The sequence below is a fragment of the Chitinophaga sp. S165 genome (assembly GCF_003182155.1).
Classification (GTDB): domain Bacteria; phylum Bacteroidota; class Bacteroidia; order Chitinophagales; family Chitinophagaceae; genus Chitinophaga.
The window spans coordinates 243,348-268,110 of record NZ_QGTG01000003.1; the positions used below are offsets into that span (position 1 = coordinate 243,348).

Sequence of the window (24,763 nt, forward strand, 5' to 3'; positions counted from 1 at the left end):
AAAGCCGATACGATTGAAAAAGCTTAATAGAAATCCAACCAAAGAAACACAGACCATTTTGTGCTTCCTGAAAAGCACAGGCCCAAATATTAACACAAACTTTTCTCCCTCCTAAAAAAATCCTTTTATATCTTGCCGCCTTGTTTAAAGCCTCAGTACATCAACCTATAACGAATGATAAAGAAGATTATCCCAATTAGCCTTGTAATTTCATTGTATGCTATTTCAGGCAAAGCGCAAACTGCGACAACCCAGGACACAATTATCAACAACTACATCAGTTCAGCCAGGAAACTGGATAGTAAATTTGTCTATAATAAGAAGGATGGTCCTGTAAAGATCGTTACCTGGCCGGCATTTGACACCTTATTTGTTCCGATCCTGAGCAACGTTTTTGTAGGTAGTAATGAACTTACCCAAAACACTGCTGCGGCCAGTTTGGTACAAGATAAGGATAAGGGAACGGTTAATGTCAACTATACCAGTTTCCTGTCGAAGAACCACAGATGGTTAGGAAACATCGGGGCTTTCTCCAAAAGCAGTGAAGGGGTATTTGGCATTTATACCGGCGGCAGCTGGAACTCTGAAGCGGGTATTAATCTGGGCCTGACGAAGGTCTTTAAGAAATCGCAGCGGTTTGATGATTCTACCGGTGCCAGATTGAAGGCTGCACACAAACAGGAAATTGCGAAGTATGTGAGAGAGTATAACAAGGTTGTCAGGTATGACACGGCAAGATTCCGCGTAGAAATAGACAGCTGCAATAAATTACTGGACAATATACTGGTTAACGACATCCTGACGGACAATACTGATTATAAAAGCGTAGATAGCTTAAGGAAAGATCGTTTAGCGAAGATAGCAGAATACAAAAAGATTGTACCGAAGGTAAAGTCTATCAACAATCTGTCTTTTTATGAAGATGTATTGGAACTCCGTCTAAGTGAATACGAAAAGAAAACAACCACTTTCGTAGGGTATGCCCTGCATTGGATAGGCACAAGCGTAGCTTTGTCGAATAATAATATCAGCCTTAACACCGATTCGCTGGCAAAGAAAGACCTCTATAGATCGAGGAACCTGGCTAAGTTGATAATAGGCTTCAACTACAATTATATGAGGTCAAGGAAGAGGATCCTGTTTTACGGAAAGGCCGGTGTCGACTTCGGATTACGTAACTACCTCGACCATCCACTGTTCAGCAAACCGGGTGTAAGACTGGACACCCTGACTGGCGATCTGAACGTATACAATAAAAACCAGACCTTGGTGGCGCCCTATAACAGCTTAAAGGCAGACATCAAGACATTTGAACCTAATGGATACATGAGCTTCTTCTTCCTGGGTAAAAAACAGGTGGGTATCGACGCACGGGTTGCTGCCAGGATACCTCTCTCGCTGCCCGAGGGTATCTCTCACAAAATGTATCAGTCGGTATTCACCCTAGCCACCGGACCAGTCTTCCGAGTATTGACCAAAGAAGCGGTGAGCAAAGGATCAGTAGGCCTCGAAGTAGGTTTAATGGACTGTCCTACCGAAGTGAACGTATGGGAGTATTTCGGAGCCAGGCTTAAAATAGGAGTACCCTTTAATAGCCTGATAAAATAATCTGACCGGCATTAAAGCTATATCGTACAGGCATATTACGTCGTCATTACAGGCATGTACGATATAGCTTGTATTGAATCCATATGCGTACCAGGTCAAAGGCGTACCTTCGTATTTATCTAAATGAATATCAATGGCTGTTGATAATGAATATTTTATGAGAGAGTGTCTGGCTCTCGCCAGGATCGCTAAAGAACGTGGCGACAGCCCGGTAGGGTCCATTCTCGTGAGAAAGGGGGAGATCATTGCCAGGGGGATAGAAGGAGGAAAGGCCCATAAAGATATCACCTACCATGCGGAGATAGAGGCTATCCGCGAAGCGAGAACTTTGCTGAATACTTCGGACCTGTCGGACTGTGTGATGTACACTACCCATGAGCCCTGTATCATGTGCGCCTATGTTATCCGGCATCACAGGATACCTACGATCATTATGGGACTGACCACCGGAGATATAGGGGGCGCCAGTTCAGCTTATCCGCTGCTAAGGGATACCGGTATCACAAAATGGGGCACACCGCCACAGCTTATTACAGGGGTATTGGAAGCGGAGTGCAGGGCGCTCCATGATTAGGCGTTGACCGACCTCCAGGTCAGCCATTTTTCGAATACTGCAATAAGACTATTCTCTATAAAGGGTTTGGTAACAAAATCGTCCATACCCGCGGATATACACTTTTCCCTTTCTCCTTTTACATTCCCGGCAGTTAGGGCAATAATAGGAATGTGGATATGGGGACTGATCTCTCGGATCAGTCTTGTGGCCTCATAACCATTGATGATAGGCATCTGGATGTCCATGAAAACAATATCAGGCAGTTGCTGTGTGCTGCTTTCAACAGCTTCCTTACCATTCTTTGCTTCAATGATCTGGGCGGCCGGAGCGATCTTCCGGATGATGGTACTGGCCAGCAGCATATTAATGGGATTATCTTCCGCGATCAGGATCCTGATACTAGCTTTGATCCTCTTGTGGTCACGGCTTTCGGAACGGCTTGCTTCCGCCGCATTCTTGATGAACAAATGGGATAGGGCATGGTACATTTCCTGTATCTTAATGGGTTTTAGCAGACGCTGATTGACGTGTAATTCCTCACATGCCCTGATGATCTTTTCATCATCCGCAGAACTGTGCAGCAGGATGATGGCAGGCTCTTTATCCAGTTCATCAAAGTTGGTCCTGATCTTCCTGATGGTTTCCAGACCGTCCATGAAAGGCATGTGATAATCCATCAAGATCACATCGTAGCCCTGTTTAGTCATGAGGAACTGGAAAGCCTCAACGCCATTCGCCGCCTCGTCAGAATGGATGCCCTTCATCTGAAGCATTCTTTTGAGAATGGTGCGGTTATGTTGGTTATCGTCTACAATCAGCACATTTTTGACAAGGTCGATATTTTCCCATGCAATGGGAGCGCCGTCTTCTGTTTTTACGGTTATTTCAAAAAAGAACGTACTGCCTTTCCCGGGAGCACTTTCCAGGTGCAGCTGACTGCCCATAAGTGCCAGTAACTTATTGGAGATGCTGAGCCCCAGCCCCGTACCGCCATATCTTTTGGTAGTGGAAATATCCTCTTGCAGGAATGCTTCGAAGATCTTCTGCTGTTTGCTCTTATGGATCCCGATACCTGTATCCCTTACCTGGAAGTGTATCGTCGTCATCCCTTCCTGCTGCTGACCTGTCGGTCTGATCTCCAGTTCTATTTCTCCATGGTCAGTGAATTTTACGGCGTTGCTGAGCAGGTTCAGGAGGATCTGTTTAAGCCGCACTACATCCGCCCACATAAACCGTGGAAGGTCTGTTGAAACGTTCAGCAACATTTCAACACCTTTCTGCTGTGCCTGAAGGCTCAATATATCGCTGGCCTGGCTGCTGAACTCATAAAGATCGCATTTGCTGATGTCCAGTTCTATCTTACCCGCTTCTATCTTGGAGAAGTCAAGAATATCATTAATGATGCTCAATAGCGAGTTGCCCGACTGATTGACGATAGATGCATATTGCTGCTGTGTTTCGTTAAGGCCTGTTTTCATCAGCAGGTCTGTAAAGCCGATCACACCGTTCAACGGGGTGCGTATTTCATGGCTCATATTGGCCAGGAATTCCGATTTAGCTTTACTGGCATACTCGGCTTGTAATTTGGCTTCCTGTAGCTCTTTTTCAGCCCTCTTTCTTTTCGTGATATCAGTAGCAATGCCCAGGTATCCGGTAATGGCCTGGTTGTCGCGTATAGGCGTTACTACCATAGCTACAGTGAGCGCTGTACCGTCTTTTTTTACATATGTCCATTCCCGCAGTTCAGATCCTTCCAGTTCAGGGATGTGTGCAAAAACACGAAATCCGTCGATAGGCGTATTATACAACTCCGTCAATTCCTTACCTCTTGCAGCTATTTCTTCCGGTACATGGAAGATTTCCCAGGATTGTTTGCCGGTAAGTTCTGATTCGTCATATCGCAATAACTTTTCTGCACCCTTGTTAAAGAGTGTGATCATGCCCTTATGATCGGTAGCAATGATACTGACCTCTGAAGCAGCCTGCAACACATCTTCCAGTAACTTCCTGGACTGTTGGATGGCTACGGTCGCTTTCTTCCTTTCGTTGATATCCTGGAAGGTGCCGAACAGTCTTTTGCAAACGCCATTTTCAAAGGCGGCATGACCTATTGAACGTACCCAGAGCCTGCGGCCTTTGGCTGTCATAATTTGTAGCTCAAGTTGCCAGGGTGTACCGGTACGGACAGCATGATCAATAACAGCGTCCAGTTGCTGCCGGTATTCCCCGACATAGAAGCCCATGGTATTTTCCGGTGTAGGTTTGAAGTCAGGCCCTACTTCATGGAGCTCGCAGGTGACGCTAGACCAGTACACTTCATTTTTGACAATATCAAATTCCCATCCGCCTATCCGTGCTACCTGGTTAGTGCGTTCCAGCATTTCTTTCGTGCGCTTCAGATCAATCTCTAGTTCATGTCTTTCGGTAATATCCACTGCATTGCCAATCACGTAGGTATTACCCTGGATCTCGTTGACCAGGATGTTGTTGAACAACCAGATACGGATGTTACCATTTTTATGCTGTGTGTGCATCAAACCGGTCACTTTTCCCTGCATCCGGATCCTGGCAAGATACTGATCAAGATCGTTATGGTACTCGGATGGGATGAGTTGGTACAGGCTCATATTCATAAGTTCCGGGATGCTGTAACCAACACTGTCTGCACTGGCCTTATTCACATATGTAAGGTTCCCGTTCAGATCATGTTTGCACATCATGCCCAGCGAGTTCTCGAAAAAAGTACGGGCGCCGTTCTCACTATCTATCAGTTCCTGCTCCTTGATCTTTTCGCGTGTAATATCCCTGCCTATGGCGAAGATATTGCCCGTATGCGGTTCGGGTGTAGCTATCCATTGAATGTATCTGTAATCGCCATCCTTCGTTCTGAAACGGTTGTAGAAATTGATCGAAGACCGGCCTGAACGAAGGTTCTCCAGTTCACGGCTGGTATTTTCGAGATCGTCGGGGTGTACGAGATCGAGTACAGAAGTTGTTTGCAGTTCCTGTTCGTCCCAGCCAAGTAAGGTGGCGAATGTTTCATTGACCCTTCTTAGTCTGCCGGAAAAGGAACCGACACATACAAGTCCCTCGGATAAATGGAATAGCTTTTCGTAGTAACTGATCTCTTCCTTTAGTCTTTCCGCTTCGATAGCTTCAACTATCTTCCGTGCGATAATGGTCAGGGCCTGCTGTTCCGCAGGACTAAGCGTGTCCGGTTCAGGGCTCATGACGCAAAGTGCGCCCAGCACAAACCCCCGGTGGTCAATGAGTGGAAATCCGGCAAATGAACGGATATGAGGTGCGTTTATAACTGCTTTGTTGTTACTCACAGCCGGGTCGGCCAGTGTATCAGTCACTGCCGTGAGGGTTTGCTTCTCCATGATCATTTGAAGAAAGCCCCAGTCCATAGTTGTTTCGTGTACCCCGGGTATAACGGTGGAAGACACGATCAATTGTTTTTCCTCTCCTGCGATCGCTATAACAGTGTAAGGGAAATGGCAGCTGAAGGTTGACAGTTCTGTGAACTGGTCCAGGGCCGGTTGCGGATTTAATTGCAGCAGCCCGTATTCCTTGAGAGCTCTTAGCCTCGCCTTCTCGTTTTGGGGGGCAGCGGTTTCATTCATACGACATGGAAGTATGCCTGCAATTTAATCAGATAATCAATACGTATTGATTTTCAGTAAAAAAGGATGAGTTGGGTGACTGAAATTAGTCATCTGTTACCGGATATTTACTTATTTATGTTAATTTCTGCATACCATTGGTCAAAACCTGTAATATCCCATTCGCACTCAACCGGTATTTTTGAAAAAGCAGATCAACCAATGTCTTTTATCTAACAGAATAAGGAACTCGTGAAGAAAACATTCTTTTGCATAGACGCACACACCTGTGGTAACCCGGTAAGGCTTGTAGCCGGTGGCGGGCCCGTACTGTATGGTAATAACATGAGCGATAAACGGAACCATTTCCTGAAGGAATATGACTGGATCAGAACAGGGCTGATGTTCGAACCGCGGGGCCATGATATGATGAGCGGCAGTATCCTTTATCCGCCGCATGATCCGGCTAATGATGTTGCCGTACTGTTCATTGAAACCAGCGGTTGCCTGCCCATGTGTGGCCATGGTACTATCGGTACGATCACTATTGCAATTGAAGAAGGACTGATCACGCCAAAGACGCCCGGCATTGTAAGGATGGAAGCACCGGCAGGGCTTGTGCTCATCGAATATAAACAGGAAGGCCGCAAGGTAAAAAGCGTTAAGCTCACCAATGTGGCTTCCTATCTCGCTGCAACCGATCTCGTTGTGGAATGCCCTGATCTGGGACCGCTGAAAATAGACGTTTCCTACGGCGGAAATTATTATGCTATTGTAGATGTTCAGGAGAATTTCCCCGGTCTGGAACATTACACCGCCTCTCAGTTGATCGGCTGGGCACGGGAGCTACGCAAACGTATCAATGAAAAACATACTTTCATACACCCCGGCAATCCCCATATAAACGGATGCTCTCATGTACTGTGGACAGGTGCTGTGATGGACCCGTCTTCAACAGCACGCAACGCAGTGTTTTACGGCGACAAGGCCATTGACCGTTCTCCCTGCGGAACAGGTACTTCGGCCCGCATGGCCCAATGGTACGCTAAAGGCAAGTTAAAAAAGGGCGACCTGTTCATTCATGAAAGCATCATCGGCTCCCGTTTTATTGGTACCATAGAAGAAGAAACTACTGTGGGCGGAGTACCGGCAATACGTCCCGGTATCGAGGGCTGGGCCAGGATCTATGGATATAACACGATCACGATAGACCCGGGGGATGATCCGTATGCATATGGATTACAGGTGATTTAAACTACGATATGGAAGTAATCATTATAGGCGGAGGTATTATAGGCTTAAGCAGCGCATTTTACCTGCAACAGGCGGGTTATGCAGTAACGGTGATAGACAGAACGGATATGCAGCAGGGCTGTTCGTACGGCAATGCAGGATATGTTTGTCCCAGTCATTTCGTACCACTGGCAACGCCTGGAATTGTAAGGCAGGGACTGAAATGGATGCTTGATCCGAAAAGCCCGTTTTACATCAGGCCAAGCCTGAACAGCAGCATCATTAACTGGGGCTGGCAATTTATGAAAAGCGCTACAAAGTTGCACGTAGAGCGGTCGGCCGTTCCATTGAGAGATATTGCACTATTGAGTAAACAGTTATATGAAGAATGGGCCCGTGTTCCCGGTCTTGATTTTTCCTACGATCCGCAAGGTATGCTGGAATTGTTTAACACAGAAGAAAATGCGCACCATGCAGAGCAGACTGTAAAAGATGCACATGCACTGGGACTGAAAGCCCGGTTGATAGATCCGCAAACGCTGCAGCAGATGGAGCCCGATACCGCGATCAAAGCACTGGGAGCGATATATTTCCCCGGAGACGCACAGTTGTATCCCAACCAGCTGATGCAAAGCCTGCTGCATTACCTGCGGCAGCGCGGTGTGCGGTTTGAGAGTAACCAGGAAGTAACAGGATTTATAACCGAAGGGAACCGGGTGAAAGGTATTAAAACGAATACCGGTTTTCATACTGCCGATCATGTGGTAGTAGCTGCCGGCGTATGGAGCCGCGAACTGGCCAGGCACTTGCAACTGAACATCCCGATGGTAGGAGGCAGAGGCTACTCCGTTACATTCGAAGACGCCCCTTACAAAGTAAGGCATTCCGTGATCCTGAGTGAAGCGCGGGTAGCTATTTCGCCAATGAACGGGAATAAGATCCGTTTCGGCGGAACAATGGAGATTACAGGCCTCAATACTCCGCCACGCATGCAAAGAGTCGAAGGCATCCTGGCTTCCGTCAAAAGATATTTTCCGGCATATGATATTCCGTTACCCGCGCCGGAGAAAGTATGGTATGGTTACCGCCCCTGCAGTGCAGATGGGCTGCCTCATATCGGTACCTTGCAACGTTACCCGAATGTGACCGTGGCAACAGGACATTCCATGCTCGGTATCAGCCTGGGAGCCGCTACGGGTAAGCTGGTCAGCGAACTGGTGGCCGGTGTTTCCACTTCCATGGATATCACGCCTTTTAAAGTAGACAGATTCAGTTAAACGTACTTATGAAAAGACTTATTTACTGCCTGTTAACAGGATGGTGCATGAGCGCTGGTGTCGCCGTTGCACAGGAGAAAGACATCACAGTACTGTTATCGCATTATGAAGCCGACAAAGGAAGCCTGATGCGGTTCTATAGGATAGAGAATTCTCCGGAAAGAACGGAAAGACTGAAGGCTTTCAACACAGACTACCTGCAACAACTGAGCGCTTTCAACTTTGATAAGCTGAACGTAGAAGAACGAGTAGACTATGTGCTGTTCAGGAGAAAATTACAGGAAGAAGTACGGGCACTGGATGAACAGGCAGAACAATGTAAGCAGCTAACGGCCTGGTTCCCGCTGGCCGATAAAATATATGCAGCGGAGAAATTGAGGAGGAGAGGTACCAAACAGGACGCACAGGCATTGGCCGCCGCTTTCCGGGATATATCTGTGGCTTTGCAGGATAAGGCATGGGACCTGAATACGAAGGCTACTGGTCTCAATATTTATCTGCTGCGCAGAGGAGCCGGTATTACCAAAGGATTACAAGAAGCAATCCATAGCGTATACAATTTCTATAACGAATATGATCCGCAGTTTTCCTGGTGGCTTCCCTCGCCTTACAAACAACTGGATAGTGTGCTGAAAGCATATGGGAACATATGGGAACTAAAGATAAAGACCATGCCGGGAACAAAAGATGATGGCAGTGGCATCCGCGGATATCCTATTGGTAAAGAGGAACTGGAGCGGCAGTTACAGAATGAGCTGATTCCTTATTCTCCCGAGGAACTCATCGCCATCGCGAATAAAGAATTTGCCTTCTGCGATGCAGAAATGTTAAAAGCGAGTGAGGAAATGGGCTTCGGTAAGGACTGGCACAAAGCGTTGGAGAAAGTAAAGAACACCTATGTACCTGCAGGTGAACAGCCGGATGCGATCATGAAACTGTATAACGAGTCGATGTCCTTCCTGAAAACGAAAAAGCTGATCACGATACCGCCACTGGCGGAAGAGACCTGGAGGATGATCATGATGACGCCCGAACGGCAGCTGGTCAATCCGTTCTTTACAGGAGGCGAGGTGCTAAGTATTTCCTATCCTACCAACGATATGGAAGAAGGCGATAAGCTGATGAGCATGCGAGGGAACAATCCGCACTTTTCCAGGGCTACCGTACACCATGAGCTGTTTGCAGGGCATGCGCTGGAGCAGTTCATGAATAACCGATACAGGACCTACCGCAACTTCGATACGCCGTTCTGGATAGAAGGCTGGTCGCTATACTGGGAAATGCTGTTATGGGACCTGAAATTCCCACAGTCGCCCGAAGACCGCGTCGGTATGTTGTTCTGGCGTATGCACCGGTGTGCGCGCATTATCTTTTCCCTGAACTATCACCTGGGTAAATGGACGCCCCAGCAATGTATTGATTTCCTGGTGGACAGGGTAGGGCATGAAAGGGCCAATGCGGCGGGTGAAGTGCGCCGCTCATTTAAAGGCGATTACAGCCCCTTATACCAGGTTGCCTATATGATTGGCGGTCTGCAGTTCATGGCGCTGAAAAAAGAGCTGGTAGACGGCGGGAAAATGACTTACCAACAGTACCACGATGCCGTGATGAAAGAAAACTCATTACCGGTGGAAATGGTGCGGGCGATCCTGACCAACAAAATGATCGGAAAGGACTTTAAAGCTGATTGGCATTTTTACAAGTTCTAAATTTCACGAGATGAGAAAGATATTCATTTTATCGGCTTTACTGGCTGTACAGCTATCCGCGGTAGCGCAATCCTATTCACCGGGTAGGGAAAAGGGAAAGATGAAGATAGCGACCCGTGTGCCATTGAATGCCTATACGTTCGACCTGCAGGACGTAACAGTAACGGCAGGGCCTTTTAGAGAGGCGATGGAAGCCGATATGCGTTATCTGCTGGTAGTAGAGCCAGACAGGTTGCTGGCGGATTTCAGGGAACATGCCGGGTTGAAGGCAAAAGGAAAGCGTTATGGCGGATGGGAGTCTTCCGGACTGGCTGGTCATACGCTGGGACACTATCTGTCAGCCTGTGCTATGCAATATGCGGCTACGGGCGACAAACGTTTCCTGGACAGGGTGAATTACATCGTTGGTGAACTGCAGGAATGCCAGGTGAGTCGTAAGACGGGTTACCTGGGCGCCATTCCGGGAGAAGATACCATGTGGACACAGGTGGCTGCCGGTAAGATCCGCTCCCGCGGATTTGACCTGAACGGCGCATGGTCGCCCTGGTATACCGTGCACAAGATCATGGCAGGCCTGCTGGACGCCTACCTGTACTGCGATAATAAACAGGCCCTGATCATCGAAAAGAAAATGGCCGACTGGACGGGCACGATCGTAAACCATCTGCCGGATTCCCTGGTGCAGAAAATGCTGTTATGCGAATATGGCGGGATGAATGAAGTACTGGTGAATACATATGCGCTGACGGCCGATAAACAATATCTTGATATGTCCTGGCGCTTCCATGACAGGCGTATACTGGATTCGCTGGGAGAGCGGCTGGACGTGCTGCCAGGCAAACATTCCAATACACAGGTCCCTAAGGCAATTGGGTGCATCCGCCGTTTTGAACTGACAAAGGATAAAAGGGACAGTGTGATAGCTGGTTTCTTCTGGGAAACGGTAACTAAACATCATACTTATGCGCCTGGTGGTAACAGCAACTACGAGTATCTGGGGCCGCAGGACAAGCTGAACGACTTCCTCACGGACAATACGATGGAGACCTGTAATACCTACAATATGCTGAAGCTGACCAGGCATTTGTTTTCCCTGCAGCCCGATGCGCATTACATGGACTTCTATGAGCGGGCGCTCTATAATCATATCCTGGCTTCGCAAAATCATCAGGATGGTATGATGTGTTATTTCGTACCGTTGAGAATGGGGACCCGTAAGGAATTCAGTGATTCCTTCCATACGTTCACCTGTTGTGTAGGCTCGGGAATGGAGAACCATGTAAAGTATGGGGAGAGTATTTATTTCGAAGGGGCAGACGGCAGTCTGTATGTAAACCTGTTCATTCCTTCACGTCTTAACTGGAAACAGAAAGGAGTTACGCTGGAACAGGCTTCTTCATTGCCTGCGAGTGACCAGATAGCATTTACGATTAACACGAAGAAAGCTATCCGTTTTCCGTTGCGCCTGCGTAAGCCGCGTTGGGTACAGCCTGGAATGCAGCTGACGGTAAACGGGGATGTACAGTCAGCGGTCACACCGGGAGCAGACGGCTATATTACGCTGGACCGTACATGGAAAGATGGTGATAAGGTCGTATTGTCGCTGCCGATGAATATTTATACCGAAGCAATGCCCGACAATCCCTCAAGGGTCGCATTGTTCTATGGCCCTGTAGTATTGGCGGGAGTGCTGGGCAATACCGAACCCGATCCGGTAACGGGAATTCCCGTACTGGTAACAGATAAGCAGGACCCTTCCACCTGGGTGCAGGCTGACGCGCAAAAGCCGCTGGTATTCCATACCCGTCAAGCAGGGCAACCTAACGACGTAACACTGGTGCCATTCAATACCATACAAAAGGAATACTATAGTGTGTACTGGGACGCCTTTACGCCACAGACATGGGCGGTGCAGCAGGAAAAGTATGCCGCAGAAAAAAGAAGACAACAGCAGATCGAGAACAGTACGGTAGACATGTTACGGATGGGGGAAATGCAGCCTGAGAGGGACCATCATTTTACCAGTGAAAGTGCCACTACCGGAGAGGAGCATGGCCGTAAATGGCGTGCTACGGGAGAAGGAGGCGCTATGTCGTTCACGATGAAAGTAGACGGGAACGCCGCTAATTCATTGTTGTGCAATTACTGGGGAATGGATAACCGTTATCGCAAATTCGATATCCTGGTAGATGGAGAGAAGATCGCTACAGAAGATCTCAATAAGTATAAAGCGAGCAGATTCTATGAGATCGTATATGCCATACCGGCTAATCTGACAAAAGGAAAACAGCAGGTTACCGTTACAATGAAAGCGGGCCCACACAATAGTGCAGGCCCGGTATATGGTACGATCAGGATGATGAAAGAGTAGCTTATCTGAAAGCTACTCCCATTCCGATTGAGATCTGGTGAGTTTTCCATTCGTTCTGAGGCGCCGGAATATCGTTGATATTGGTCAGACCTAAAACGTAACGGCCGAAGAAACGTACGTTAGCGACATTTATCTGTACGCCTGCAACAGCGCCTATATCGCTTTTCTTAAACGCATCCCTTTTTTGTTTCAGGAGGTTCTCGTCAATGAAGTACATGTAAGTATACTGTGCACCGAGGTTCAGCGTAACGGCCTTAACAGGTGTATAACGCAGCAGTAAAGGAATAGTAGCAGCGCTGATCTTTACCTTGTCCCTGGCGTCGGTGTTGTGGTATGTTACATATTTGCTGGCGAAATCGGCTGACTTTTTAGCTGAAGTCTGTGTAAAAAGCAATTCCGGCTGGACACCCCATTTCTTGTCTTTAGACAGGTTAAACTCAAAGAATGCGCCACCCTGGAATCCAGGAGTAAAGCCTTCCTTCAGACCTGCCCCGCTAATTTTGGAGAATAATAAAGCTGCCTTCAACCCGTAGTTCACACGTTGTTGTGCGTTGGCTGCGGTGCCGGTCATAACAGCTAATATTCCTGCCAGTAATAATCCTTTTTTCATAGATACTATTTGACGATTACAGTGATCAAAAATGAATTACGTATGTTGCCACGCAATTCAGGCTAAAAAATTTGCGGGCAAACATACGGAATTCATGGTAGATCATAATTAATATGCTATTAAAAGTTTGTCAGGGTTTAGATATACTTTCCCTGTCGGGGTTTAACCGCCTGCCGTCAAATAGGACAGAACAGCTGTAAATATCGACGAAAAGCTGAAAAATATCTTTTATTGCCCCGGACGGAATTCCCTTCTTTTTTTATTTTATTATTATTGTTTTGGATTAACATTGTGGTCAAATATGGACCATCTTATCGTAATTATCTTCGCATTGATCGCTTGTGCCGCCCTGGCAGCGGTCATAAAGGTTGTCAGCAAAAGCCACCAGTTAAAGACGGGCAATGCCATCCTGGAAACACAGTTGTCAGCCGTTAACCAGACTGCCGGTACTTTACGGCAGGAGCTGCAGGTGAAACAATCCCTTATAGACGAACTCAATACCCGGTTGCAGATATTGCAGGAGGAAAGTATCCGTATAGAAAGCAACGGCGAGGCCCGTTTCCGGGAAATGGAGAACCGCCTGCGGGAACAGCAGGAATTTATAGACCAGTCTAACGAGAAGCTGAAGGATGCTTTTAATGCATTGTCGGCCGAAGCACTGAAGCACAACAATTCTTCTTTTGTGGCCCTGGCAAAATCTACCCTGGAAACACAGATGACGGATGCAAAAGGCGACCTGGAAAAAAGGCAGCAGGCTATTGATGCACTGGTGAAGCCATTGTCCGAAACCCTGCACCGTTTTGATGAAAATATGCGCCAGCTGGAAAGTAACCGCCAGCAGCAATATGGTCAGATCAATCAATTCATCCTGGGCGTACAGCAAAGTACCGAAAAGCTGCAGAAGGAAACCCATAGTCTGGTCAGCGCGCTGAAAACCTCTCACATACGCGGCCGTTACGGAGAAATAGCCCTGCGCAGGGTGGTGGAGTTTGCGGGCATGACTGAACACTGTGATTTCAGCGAACAGGTATCGGTAAATTCGGAAGAAGGCGTGCTGCGGCCTGATATGATCATCCGTTTACCGGAAGGGAAGACGATCGTGGTAGATTCCAAAGTGCCGTTGAGCGCATATATGCGGGCGTTTGAGACAGAAGACGAGGAAGAGCGTAAGGTATTACTGAACCAGCACGCGGCAGCGGTGAAGGACCACCTTAAGAAGCTCAGCGCCAAAGCATATTGGAGCCAGTGGCAGGATTCGCCCGATTATGTGATCCTGTACATGCAGATAGAATCTTCATTCGGGGCAGCCTTACAGGCAGAACCGGCATTGATAGAGGAAGGTATTCGTAACCGGGTAGTATTTGCCACGCCGACCACGCTGATCACCTTACTGCGTACGGTAGGGTTTGTGTGGCAGCAATTACATGTGGCAGCCAATATTGAGGAGATCAGGAATGCTGGTATTGAGCTGTATAACCGTACTAACGTATTAGTGAGACACTTCACGAATATGGGAAGCAGTCTGAAAATGGCTGTTAGTCATTATAATGATGCTGTGGCTTCTATGGAAAGCCGCTTTATCCCACAGGCACGGAAATTGTACAATCTTGGCCCTGCGCTGAAGCAGACTTTGCCGGAGACAAAACCAGTGGAGACGGGTATACGGCAGCTGGGCGTGCAGATAGACGAGTTGCTGCCAGGTGAAGAAGAGGGAACTAAGTGAAACAATATTGATTATTTTGTGCCTGATTTATATTGTTTTGAACAACAACCACGTAATTAATGGTCTACTCAATTAAAGGTCTGAAAAGAACTGTGGGCATGTTATGCCTGTCCGTTTTTACGCTGCCGGCATTAACGTATGCACAGCAGCAACAGGAAACGATCACCCGGGACGGTTATACGCTCGAGTATACGAATAAGTCTGCCGATTTTGATACAGCGGTGGGAAGACGGCTGATCGAAGCTTTTTTTAAGGTCTATCCGCAGGAAGCTGCACGGTATAACAGGAAGACAGCTAAAAAAGTAGGTTTTGTGATCGATCCTGCTTATGACGGTGTGGCGGCTACCAGCGGAGATGTGATCGTTTTCAACCCGGCCTGGTTCCGTTCCCATCCCGGTGATATAGATGTGGTTACGCATGAGGCCATGCACGTCGTACAGGCGTATCCTAATGGTTCCGGACCCGGATGGATAACGGAAGGTATTGCGGATTATGTGCGGTATGTTTTTGGTGTAGATAATGCGGGCGCGAAATGGGCTTTACCTGCTTTTAACCCGAAGCAACACTATACCAATAGCTATCGGATCACCGCCCGTTTCTTTGTGTGGGTAGAAAAGAGCAAGAATAAAGATTTTGTGAAGAAACTGGATGCCGCAATGCGTGGCAAAAAATACACACCTGAGATCTGGAGAAAACTGACCGGTAGTACACTGGAAGAACTATGGAATGAATATGCCGCTAATCCGGCTATCTGATACATCACAAGATAACGATTGAGGATGAAAGCTACTTTTAAAAGAAATCTGCTGATTGGATTTGGATTATCACTGTTATTACTGGTAGTGAGTTCCGTTGCCTCCTTCTTTAGTATCCGTAATCTATTACAAAGCGCTTATTGGGTAGATCATACCAATGCGGTAATCCTCAAGCTGGAAAGCACGTTGTCTTATATGAAAGATGCAGAAACAGGCCAGCGGGGTTATCTGCTTACCGGAGATGAGGATTTCCTGGAACCTTACCTGGGCGCGGCTGATAGCATAGCCGCCAGTATCAATAGTATTAAGGTACTTACAGGAGACAATCCCGAACAGCAGGAGGAAATAGAAAGGCTGCGATCCTTACTGGTACGCCGTCAGGCTTTACTGGAGAAATCGATCACTGCACGGAAGACGGGGCAGGCAATTAGTTTTGACACCCTGCAAAGCGGACGTGCGATCATGAGGGATGCCCGTGAACTGGTAGGCAGGATGGAAGACCGCGAGAAGAAATTACTGTCGGTCCGTACGCAGAACCTGAACCGTATTGCGGGTTACACGCCCATTCTTATCGTGATAGCTGCATTGTTAGCCTTGCTGATCACTTCTGTTTTCTATATCCGTGTGAAACGCGATTATGATGAGCGTACAAAGTTACAGGGAGAACTTGAGCATAAAGACCGGGAGATCAGCAGGCGTATAGACATCATCAGGGGAATAGCTGAAAAGATCTCGGCGGGCGACTATAGTATTCGTGTGAATGATGAAGAGAAAGACGGATTGGGCATTGTGTCCCTCTCACTGAACAAAATGGCCATATCCCTGGATACGTCCTTTAATCAGCTGGCCGACAGGGACTGGCACCAGACCGGTGTGGCAGGGCTGAACAGCAGAATGGTGGGCGAAAAGGACGTGAATACCCTTACCAGCCACATTATTAATTTCCTTACCGAATATACGTCCAGTCAGGTAGGTGTGCTCTATCTGGCTACTGCCGATAATACGCTGGAACTGACAGGCAGTTTTGCCTTTGTACATGCTGAAAACCGCCGTACGATCCGGGTGGGACAGGGACTGGCAGGGCAGTGTGCCGCCAGTGGCAAAACCATGTTGCTGAAAGATATTCCGTCGGATCACATTACGATCAGTTATGCGGCGGGAGAGATCCGTCCGGTCAATATTGTAGCCGTACCTGTACTGTACGAAGGGTACGTGAAAGGAGTAATGGAATTCGCTTCCCTGGTGCCATATACTCCTAACGACCTGGCGTTCCTGGAAGCCGTAGGCCATAATGTAGGTATTGCCATTACTACGTCAGAAAACCGTCGCAGGGTACAGGAACTGCTGGAAGAGACACAAGCGCAATCGGAAGAGTTGCAGGTACAGCATGGTGAGCTGGAAAACATCAATACTGAGCTGGAAGCCCAGGCGCAGAAGCTCCAGGCTTCGGAAGAGGAACTACGCGTACAGCAGGAAGAATTGCAACAGGCTAACCAGGAACTGGAAGAACGTTCCCGCCTGCTGGAAGACCGTAACCAGGTGATCGTTGAACGTAACCTGGAAATACAGAAGAAGGCGGAAGAGCTGGAAGTAAGTACGAAATATAAGTCGGAGTTCCTGGCGAATATGTCGCACGAACTGCGTACGCCGCTGAACTCTATCCTGTTGCTCAGCAGGCTGATGGCGGAGAACAATGATAAGAACCTGAACCCTGACCAGGTAGAATCGGCGCAGGTGATCCAGAGCTCCGGCAAAGGGTTGCTGAACCTGATCGATGAGATCCTGGACCTTTCCAAGATAGAAGCCGGCAAAATGGACCTGGAGTTTGCACACGTGCCTGTACATGAGATCTGTGCAGATATGGAGGGCTTATTCGCACCCATTGCCCGTGAAAAGGACCTGGCGTTACATGTGGACATACAGGCAGATGCGCCTGCATTGATAGAAACGGATAAGATGCGGCTGGAACAGATCCTCAAAAATCTGTTATCCAACGCCCTTAAATTCACCGCGAGGGGATCGGTGACCCTGAAGGTAGCAACGGTGCCTGAACAGCCGGATATGGTGCGCTTTAGCGTGAAGGATACGGGTATAGGTATACCGGCAGACAAACAACAGATCGTCTTTGAAGCTTTTCAGCAGGCAGATGGTTCTACCAGGCGTAAATATGGCGGAACGGGACTGGGATTGTCCATTAGCCGGGAGCTGGCAAAACTGTTGGGGGGAGAGATCCGTCTGGAGAGCGAGCCGGGAGATGGTAGTGAGTTCATCGTAACGATCCCTGTTCAACCGCAGGAAGAAAAAGAACAGGCTGCGCCGGCCACTCAGCAACAAGCGGAAGAAGTGTGGAAGGATGCACTGAGATCAAGAGACAAAAACGATGATTATATAGCAACGGAAATACCGGAAGAGATCCCGGACGACCGCTACGATCTGAAAGCAAATGATAAGGTGATCCTCATTGTGGAGGATGATACAAAATACGCGGCGACGCTGCTTGAGTTTACACGTAAGCGTGGTTACAAAGGAATAGTAGCGGTACGTGGCGACCAGGGAATTGAAATGGCGCAGCGTTACAAACCGGTGGCGATCCTGCTGGATATTGTATTGCCGGTGCAGAGCGGCTGGCAGGTGATGGACGCGCTTAAATCGAATCCGGCAACCCGTCCTATTCCGGTGCATATTATTTCTTCGCTGGAAGCGAAGCGCGAAAGCTTGCAAAAGGGAGCGGTAGACTTTATCAATAAGCCGCTGGCACTTGACCAGATGCCGAGGATCTTTCAGCAATTGGAAGAGGCTTTAACCAGGAGCCCGAAGAAAGTACTGATCGTAGAGGAGAATGCCAAACATGCGCAGGCGCTGGCTTACTTCCTGGAAAACTTCCATGTCAGTACGGAGATCACCGGTAACATCGGCAGCAGTGTAACGGCCTTGCAAAAGAAAGACGTGAATTGTGTGATCCTGGATATGGGTGTGCCCGACCAGCATGCGTATGAGACACTGGAAACCGTGAAGAGTAATCCGGGATTGGAAGATCTGCCGATCATCATCTTTACAGGAAAGAACCTTTCCCGTGCCGAGGAGAACCGCATCCGTCAGTATGCCGATTCCATTGTGATCAAGACGGCGCATTCCTATCAGCGTATGCTGGATGAAGTAGCGTTGTTCCTGCACCTGGTAGAGGAAAAAGCAGACAACAAACCGGCCCGTAAACAACAGGCGCCGCTGAAAGAAGTATTGCAGGGCAAAACGGTGCTGATAGCGGATGACGATGTACGTAACATCTTCTCCCTCACGAAGGCGCTGGAACAGCATAAAATGAATATCATATCGGCACTGGATGGCAAGGAAGCGTTCCAGCAGCTGGAAAATAATCCGAAGGTGGATATTGTGCTGATGGATATGATGATGCCGGAAATGGATGGTTATGAGACCATTAAACTGATCAGGGATACGCCTAAACATAAGTATCTGCCTATACTGGCGGTGACGGCGAAAACGATGCTGGGAGACAGGGAGAAATGTATTAAGGCTGGGGCGTCGGACTATATCTCCAAACCGGTGGATATAGACCAGCTGGTGTCGTTATTACGTGTGTGGCTGTATGATAATAACAGAAGTTAAGCATTTAATAAGACCAAGAACATAAAGCGATGGGATCTTCCGCTAAAAAAGTGCTGATCATTGACGACGATAACAGGAATATCTATGCATTGCGCATGGTGTTGAAGGCGAAGGGTTTTGAATGTATGACGGCGACCGATGCGCAAACCGGTCTGCAATTGCTGACCGAACAATCTGATATCGGCGTGGTCCTCATGGATATGATGATGCCGGAAATGGATGGTTATGAGGCGATTGCCCGGCTCAGGGAAAACCCCTCCCTGGACCATATTCCTGTTATTGCCGTAACAGCACAGGCAATGGTGGGCGACAAGGAAAAGTGCCTGGCTGCAGGAGCGGCTGCCTATGTGCCCAAGCCGATAGACCAGGATGTATTACTGGATCTTCTGAAAAATGAATTCCATATGTAATGAACCAAATATTAAGTATCTTCCACCTGTGAATGAAAGTGTAATATATACGTGTTAACATGTAATTAACGCTTTTGCGCTTCGGGAAAACGGATATTTACGTTAACAACTGTTAACACATATCCCAAAACAACTCGTATGCGGCACATGGATGATTCGGCAATGCTTTTTGCGCTTAGAGACGGCGAGATAAAAGCTTATCAATACTTCTTCATGAAATATTATAAGCCCCTCTGCTTAAAAGCGCGTATGATGTTGAACAACATGGAAGAAGCAGAACAGCTGGTGCGACACGTTTTTGTGCAGGTTTGGGAGGAGAAGTTATATTTGGAAATAGAACATTCGGTTGGAGGATATTTTTACAGGATGGTTCATAACAGTTGTGTAAATATTCTGAAGAAGGGGCAGTCCAATAACCGGTTATCGAATGATCCGGGGTTCTTACTGATGCAGCAGGTTGTATTACCTTTACCCGGGTTCCTGACGCAATATAAGAGACTGCTGACGTTGGAGAGAAATGGAGGAGGTATCAGTTTATCAATGTTATCAGACAAAAGATATCCGCAATACTTATCGTCTATACTGAAAAAAGGTATTAAGGTATTGAAAAGCACATGCAAAGCAGTCCTGAAAGCCCTGATGTTTGAGATAAGACCATAACTGCCAACGAAAGCCTATAGCCCGTAATGAGTAAGAACTATGTTTTTCCCACATGAGTTACAATGAGGAACATATCTTTCAGTTAATACTGGAAAAGTTGAGTGGCGATATCAGCGACGAAGACAACCAGTACCTTGAGCAGGCTGCCCGGGAGGATCCTAACGTGCGCCGTTGCCTGGAGGAACTGGAAGGTGCGCGTGATGTAGCCGGTCCCGATTTCATGAACGATCTTCATAATGAAAGGGCCTGGAGCAGTGTTTTGTCCCTGTTACATGCCGATCAGGAAAAGAGACCTGAGCCGTCAGCAAATACAGGGAAAGAAACAATGGTGGTCAGCAGGCAGGATATATCTACCGTAAAGTCTCCACGGAGCAAATGGTGGCTGGCAGCCGCTGTTACCCTGTTGATAGCTGCCAGCGGATACTGGTTGCTGGGAGGAAGATCCGCCACTAATAATGATAATGCCCTGGCGTTGCATACGGACGGAATTCCAGTATGGGGAGATATGAAATTATTGCTGGATAACGGAGATACCATCCGGCTGTCTGGCAACGCTGGCACGGACATTCATACAAAAGCCGCTCTCTTACACCCGGGAGCCGGCTCGCTTACATTTACTGCAGGGCAATTGCAGAAAGGCTGGAATACGCTTTTTGTACCCACCGGAAAAGACTACAAGGTCGTATTATCCGATGGGTCTATTGTCCATCTGAACGCATTTTCAAGTTTGCGCTTCCCTTTTTCATTCGATGGCAAAACCCGGGAAGTCTATCTTGACGGGGAAGCCTATTTTGATATAGCCACCAATGCAAGCCAGCCATTTATCGTACATACGGCCGAAACATCTGTTAAAGTATTAGGTACTTCGTTCAACATCAATGCTTATTCGGATTCCCTGGTGGTGACTTCCCTGGTATCCGGCAGCGTTATGACAGACGCTAAAGAAAGTGAAAGTGTTATCCTGAAACCTGGAATGGAATCCGTTTACCGGAAAGGTTACAGCCAGCAACTTAGCAATTTTGATGAAACTATCACACTGGCGTGGCGTAAAGGAGAATATGCATATTATAATAAGCCGCTGGGAACCCTGGACGCCGTACTTTTTCATTGGTACGGAAAGCAATTACTGTTTGAAGATCCGCTGCTGGCCAATAAAATGCTCACTGGTGTAATAGAGCGGAACCAACCTGTGACGGATTTCCTGGAAAGCCTTGATAAAACATCCGGTATAACCTATCGTATTACGGATGATAAGATATATCTTAGATCAAAATAAAGCCACATTTTGTTAGAAAGCCAACTATGATATACGTACCATAAATTAAAGAAATGGTAAAGCATGTTTGTAAGGCGATCAAGATACTATTAATGCTGTGCTGTCTGTTGCTTCCGGTTACCCAAATTGTAGCCCAGGCAACTACTGATAGCTCGCGGATCACTATTACCGGAAAGAACATTCCCCTGAACAGCGTTTTTAAAAATATTGCCCGGCAAACGGGTTATTATTTTGTATTTGATAATGCCATCATTGATGGCAAAGAGAAAGTAACCCTATACTATAAAAATGCCAGATGGGAAGATGTACTGGGGCATGTACTGAGGAACAGGAATATCAGCTGGCTGAAACAGGGAAAGAGGATATTCCTGCAAATGGCGGCAACAACTAATCTTCCTGAGATTAAAGAAGATACATTACGGGTGACGGTAAGAGGGCGTATTACAGACGTAAATAATCAGCCGGTTCCCGGTGCTACTATTGTTATAAGAGGTACGTCCCGTGGAGTTACTACCGGGAATGACGGCGAATTTGAATTGTTCCATGTCGCTGCACCTGCTATATTGCGCATATCTTCCCTGGGTTATGCCGCTGTCGATACAACACTGCAGGGCACACGCTTACACGAGATACACCTGAAAGAGGCCGTCAATACCCTGGATGCAACAGTAGTGATCGGATATGGTTCAAGCAGCCGCCGGTTACTGACAGGCGCAGTGAGCAGGATAACGGCAGAAGAGCTGTCGGCACAGCCGGTAGCTAACGCACTATCTGCCTTACAAGGACAGGTGCCCGGTGTACAGGTTACCGGTACGAACGGACTGCCGGGCGCTGAGATCAAGCTTTACATCAGGGGACGTAATTCTATCGCGGCAGGTAATGATCCGCTGTTTATAATTGACGGGGTACCGTTTGATATTACTCCCTTAAACAATACAGAAGACCTGTATGGCGCAGCAGGAAGGATCAGTCCATTTAACAGCATCAATCCGGCAGATATAGAAAGTATCGACATCCTGAAAGATGCGGATGCAACAGCTATTTATGGATCGAGAGGCGCTAATGGCGTAGTGCTGATCACTACAAGAAAAGGTAAGCCCGGCAGGGCAAAACTGGATGTGAACGTACGGACAGGTATCGGTAAGACAGCGGGTAATGTGTCCATGCTCGGTATTAAAGACTACCTGGCGATCAGGAGGGAGGGGTTCGCTAATGATGGGATAGCGCCGACAGCTGCAGGAGCGCCCGATCTGCTATTGTGGGATACTACACAGAACATCAACTGGTTTAAGAAACTAACGGGGGGAACTGCGCCTGTTACTAATGCACAGGCGAGTTTCTCGGGAGGAAATAACTACAACACTTTTCTTGTTGGCGGAAGTTTTTATCATGAAGGCACTGTATTACCTGCCGACCTGGGATATAACAGGGGAGGGGTTCACGTAAGCTTACAGCATCATCACCCGGAGCAACGGCTGGAGGTGAATCTGACAGGAAGTTTTGTGGCCGACAAGAATAAAAGCATTGCTAATGACATTTCTCTTTTTAATAGCCTGCCGCCTAATTATCCGTTGTACGACTCTGTAGGACGTCTGTTTTGGGGATCATCCTTTGACAACCCAGTGGCTTATTTCCGGCGGCAGTCCAACAGTAATACGACAAACCTGCTGAGTAATGCCGTGCTGCGATACAGATTATTGCCAGGGCTGCAACTGAAGACCAGCCTGGGACTGGCGGATATCCGTATGAAGCAGTTCTTCTCATTTCCACAATCATCACAGCATCCTAATAATGCACCTACCAGTTTTATACGTACGGCAGAAAATAAGCGGCAATCTTTCATCGTAGAGCCGCAGGCCGATTACAAGCTGCGTATCGCAAACGGAAGTTTGCATGCATTGGTAGGCGGTACCTGGCAACAAACATCAAGGAATGGTACTTTGGCATCAGGACAAGGCTATGTCAGTGAAACGGATATGAAAGACCTTAATCAGGCCGATACGATCATCCGTAAACCGGATAATTATTCGCTGTACAGATATATTTCCTTCTTCACACGTGTTACCTACGACTGGCAAAGCAAGTACCTGGTCAATGTCAGTTACAGAAGAGATGGTTCTTCCCGTTTCGGGCCGGGGCGGCAATTTGGTGATTTTGGCTCCGTCGGACTTGGCTGGATCTTTACACAGGAACCATTTATGAAAAAACTGTCCTGGCTGAGTCATGGTAAGCTACGTGCGAGTGGCGGCATCACCGGCAATGACCAGATAACGGACTATCAATACATGAGGAATTATGGTAGTAATGGCAATTACCAGGGCAGCAACACCCTGAGTTCTCTGCGCATTGCCAATAACAGGTATAGCTGGGAAGAGAACCGTAAAATGGAAGCAGCCATAGAGTTAGGGTTCTTACAGGAACGCCTGTTCTTCTCCGCCGCCAAATATTGTAACCGCAGCAGTAATCAGCTGGTAGGATACCAGTTGCCGGGCATGACAGGATTTACGAGTTATCAGGCTAACTTACCCGCGCTCGTGGAAAATACTGGTTGGGAGTTTGAAGTACAGAGCAACAATTTTGATAAAAGCGATTTTACCTGGACCACCAGGGCTAATATTTCTTTCTTCACTAATAAGCTGAAGAAATTTCATGATCTGCCCGTATCGTCCTATGCGAATTCCTACGTACTGGGACAATCACTGAACATCGTAAGAGGTTATCATTTTACAGGTGTTGATCCGCAAACAGGGCTGGCGCAGTTTGAAGATATCAATCATGACGGCCGGCTATCCAGCATTAATGATTTTGTGACGGTCGCCAATATGGACCCTGCATATTACGGCGGTATACAGAATGATCTCAGTTACAGGAATATCAGCCTCGGCTTTTTCTGGCAATTTATCAAACAGAGAGGGGTAACGGTAGCGATCAAACCGGGCGACTTTGCTAACCAGCTAACCGAAAGCCTGGAACGCTGGCGTAAGCCCGGCGATATCACGGACGTGCCGCGCGCTACTGCTACAGCTGGTAATGTAGCCTATGATCTGAACGCGTCTCTGCTGTTATCTAATGCTGTTTATGACGATGCTTCTTATTTGCGACTGAAGAATGTGATGGTCGCCTATACCATGCCTGCGCCGGTATTGAAGAAACTGCATCTGCAGCTGTGTAAGATCTATCTGCAGGGACAGAATTTACTGACTATGACGGGATATAAAGGTGCTGATCCGGAAACCCAGATCGTTATACCATCATTAAGAGTAATTACCAGCGGTATTCAGTTAACGCTTTAAGCTGCTTTAGAAATGCCACATTATCGCATATACCATTTTATTCTTATCCTGCT

Annotated in this window: 15 protein-coding genes; 13 read left to right on the plus strand and 2 right to left on the minus strand. The window is 47.6% G+C overall.

All coding sequences use genetic code 11. The features are described from left to right. Positions 1–174 precede the first annotated feature (174 nt). Both C7475_RS15455 and C7475_RS15460 read left to right on the plus strand, forming a co-directional pair. Complete coding sequence (locus C7475_RS15455) at positions 175–1,608, plus strand: hypothetical protein (RefSeq protein ID WP_110054291.1); 1,434 nt, start codon at positions 175–177, stop codon at positions 1,606–1,608. A 133-nt stretch (positions 1,609–1,741) separates the two neighbouring features. Continuing rightward, positions 1,742–2,182: a nucleoside deaminase gene (locus tag C7475_RS15460; protein WP_110054292.1), complete on the plus strand. Its 441-nt coding sequence runs from the start codon at positions 1,742–1,744 to the stop codon at positions 2,180–2,182. On the opposite strand, the gene C7475_RS15465 is transcribed toward C7475_RS15460, so the two are convergent. Further along, complete coding sequence (locus C7475_RS15465; protein WP_110054293.1) at positions 2,179–5,790, minus strand: PAS domain S-box protein; 3,612 nt, start codon at positions 5,788–5,790, stop codon at positions 2,179–2,181. The two genes, C7475_RS15460 and C7475_RS15465, sit on opposite strands and share 4 nt — an antisense overlap. 231 nt (positions 5,791–6,021) lie before the next feature. Between C7475_RS15465 and C7475_RS15470 the strand changes: the two genes are divergently transcribed. Genes C7475_RS15470 through C7475_RS15485 form a run of 4 tightly spaced genes read left to right on the plus strand, consistent with a single transcriptional unit; the run spans position 6,022 to position 12,359 of the window. Next, positions 6,022–7,023, plus strand: coding sequence for a 4-hydroxyproline epimerase (locus tag C7475_RS15470; RefSeq protein ID WP_110054294.1), 1,002 nt, complete (start codon positions 6,022–6,024; stop codon positions 7,021–7,023). A gap of 8 nt (positions 7,024–7,031) precedes the next feature. Next, entirely contained in the window at positions 7,032–8,279 is a 1,248-nt protein-coding gene (locus tag C7475_RS15475; RefSeq protein WP_110054295.1) for an FAD-binding oxidoreductase, read from the plus strand. A gap of 8 nt (positions 8,280–8,287) precedes the next feature. Beyond that, positions 8,288–9,988 carry a DUF885 family protein gene (locus C7475_RS15480; protein WP_110054296.1) on the plus strand — a complete coding sequence of 567 codons (1,701 nt, stop codon included), beginning with the start codon at positions 8,288–8,290 and terminating at the stop codon, positions 9,986–9,988. 10 nt (positions 9,989–9,998) lie between these two features. Continuing rightward, positions 9,999–12,359 carry a glycoside hydrolase family 127 protein gene (locus C7475_RS15485; RefSeq protein ID WP_110054297.1) on the plus strand — a complete coding sequence of 787 codons (2,361 nt, stop codon included), beginning with the start codon at positions 9,999–10,001 and terminating at the stop codon, positions 12,357–12,359. 1 nt (position 12,360) lies between these two features. On the opposite strand, the gene C7475_RS15490 is transcribed toward C7475_RS15485, so the two are convergent. Beyond that, a complete protein-coding gene (locus C7475_RS15490) occupies positions 12,361–12,969 on the minus strand; it encodes a porin family protein (protein ID WP_110054298.1) in 609 nt (202 codons plus the stop codon). Between the two features lie 301 nt (positions 12,970–13,270). Here C7475_RS15490 and C7475_RS15495 point away from each other — a divergent pair, with 301 nt between their 5' ends. From C7475_RS15495 to C7475_RS15525, 7 genes are all read left to right on the plus strand, one after another. Then, positions 13,271–14,692 (plus strand): DNA recombination protein RmuC, encoded by a 1,422-nt coding sequence (locus C7475_RS15495; RefSeq protein ID WP_110054299.1) that lies wholly within the window; start codon positions 13,271–13,273, stop codon positions 14,690–14,692. Between the two features lie 59 nt (positions 14,693–14,751). Next, positions 14,752–15,447 carry a basic secretory protein-like protein gene (locus C7475_RS15500; protein ID WP_110054300.1) on the plus strand — a complete coding sequence of 232 codons (696 nt, stop codon included), beginning with the start codon at positions 14,752–14,754 and terminating at the stop codon, positions 15,445–15,447. 24 nt (positions 15,448–15,471) lie between these two features. Then, positions 15,472–19,071 (plus strand): response regulator, encoded by a 3,600-nt coding sequence (locus tag C7475_RS15505; protein ID WP_233259867.1) that lies wholly within the window; start codon positions 15,472–15,474, stop codon positions 19,069–19,071. Between the two features lie 29 nt (positions 19,072–19,100). After that, positions 19,101–19,481, plus strand: a complete 381-nt coding sequence (locus C7475_RS15510; protein ID WP_110054302.1) for a response regulator — start codon at positions 19,101–19,103, stop codon at positions 19,479–19,481. A 138-nt stretch (positions 19,482–19,619) separates the two neighbouring features. After that, positions 19,620–20,141: a sigma factor gene (locus tag C7475_RS15515; RefSeq protein ID WP_110054303.1), complete on the plus strand. Its 522-nt coding sequence runs from the start codon at positions 19,620–19,622 to the stop codon at positions 20,139–20,141. A gap of 52 nt (positions 20,142–20,193) precedes the next feature. Further along, the gene (locus C7475_RS15520) at positions 20,194–21,417 is read left to right on the plus strand and encodes a FecR domain-containing protein (RefSeq protein WP_110054304.1); all 1,224 of its coding nucleotides are present in this window, start codon (positions 20,194–20,196) and stop codon (positions 21,415–21,417) included. A gap of 53 nt (positions 21,418–21,470) precedes the next feature. Next, positions 21,471–24,710, plus strand: a complete 3,240-nt coding sequence (locus C7475_RS15525) for a SusC/RagA family TonB-linked outer membrane protein (RefSeq protein WP_110054305.1) — start codon at positions 21,471–21,473, stop codon at positions 24,708–24,710. Positions 24,711–24,763 lie beyond the last annotated feature (53 nt).

Excerpts from the sequence above, each read along its gene's own strand:
- C7475_RS15480 (WP_110054296.1), top strand. The coding sequence starts at position 8,288 with ATGAAAAGACTTATTTACTGCCTGTTAACAGGATGGTGCATGAGCGCT.
- C7475_RS15495 (WP_110054299.1), top strand. The coding sequence starts at position 13,271 with ATGGACCATCTTATCGTAATTATCTTCGCATTGATCGCTTGTGCCGCC.
- C7475_RS15465 (WP_110054293.1), bottom strand. The coding sequence starts at position 5,790 with ATGAATGAAACCGCTGCCCCCCAAAACGAGAAGGCGAGGCTAAGAGCT.
- C7475_RS15515 (WP_110054303.1), top strand. The coding sequence starts at position 19,620 with ATGCGGCACATGGATGATTCGGCAATGCTTTTTGCGCTTAGAGACGGC.
- C7475_RS15455 (WP_110054291.1), top strand. The coding sequence starts at position 175 with ATGATAAAGAAGATTATCCCAATTAGCCTTGTAATTTCATTGTATGCT.
- C7475_RS15485 (WP_110054297.1), top strand. The coding sequence starts at position 9,999 with ATGAGAAAGATATTCATTTTATCGGCTTTACTGGCTGTACAGCTATCC.
- C7475_RS15500 (WP_110054300.1), top strand. The coding sequence starts at position 14,752 with ATGGTCTACTCAATTAAAGGTCTGAAAAGAACTGTGGGCATGTTATGC.
- C7475_RS15525 (WP_110054305.1), top strand. The coding sequence starts at position 21,471 with ATGGTAAAGCATGTTTGTAAGGCGATCAAGATACTATTAATGCTGTGC.
- C7475_RS15460 (WP_110054292.1), top strand. The coding sequence starts at position 1,742 with ATGGCTGTTGATAATGAATATTTTATGAGAGAGTGTCTGGCTCTCGCC.
- C7475_RS15510 (WP_110054302.1), top strand. The coding sequence starts at position 19,101 with ATGGGATCTTCCGCTAAAAAAGTGCTGATCATTGACGACGATAACAGG.
- C7475_RS15520 (WP_110054304.1), top strand. The coding sequence starts at position 20,194 with ATGAGTTACAATGAGGAACATATCTTTCAGTTAATACTGGAAAAGTTG.
- C7475_RS15475 (WP_110054295.1), top strand. The coding sequence starts at position 7,032 with ATGGAAGTAATCATTATAGGCGGAGGTATTATAGGCTTAAGCAGCGCA.
- C7475_RS15490 (WP_110054298.1), bottom strand. The coding sequence starts at position 12,969 with ATGAAAAAAGGATTATTACTGGCAGGAATATTAGCTGTTATGACCGGC.
- C7475_RS15505 (WP_233259867.1), top strand. The coding sequence starts at position 15,472 with ATGAAAGCTACTTTTAAAAGAAATCTGCTGATTGGATTTGGATTATCA.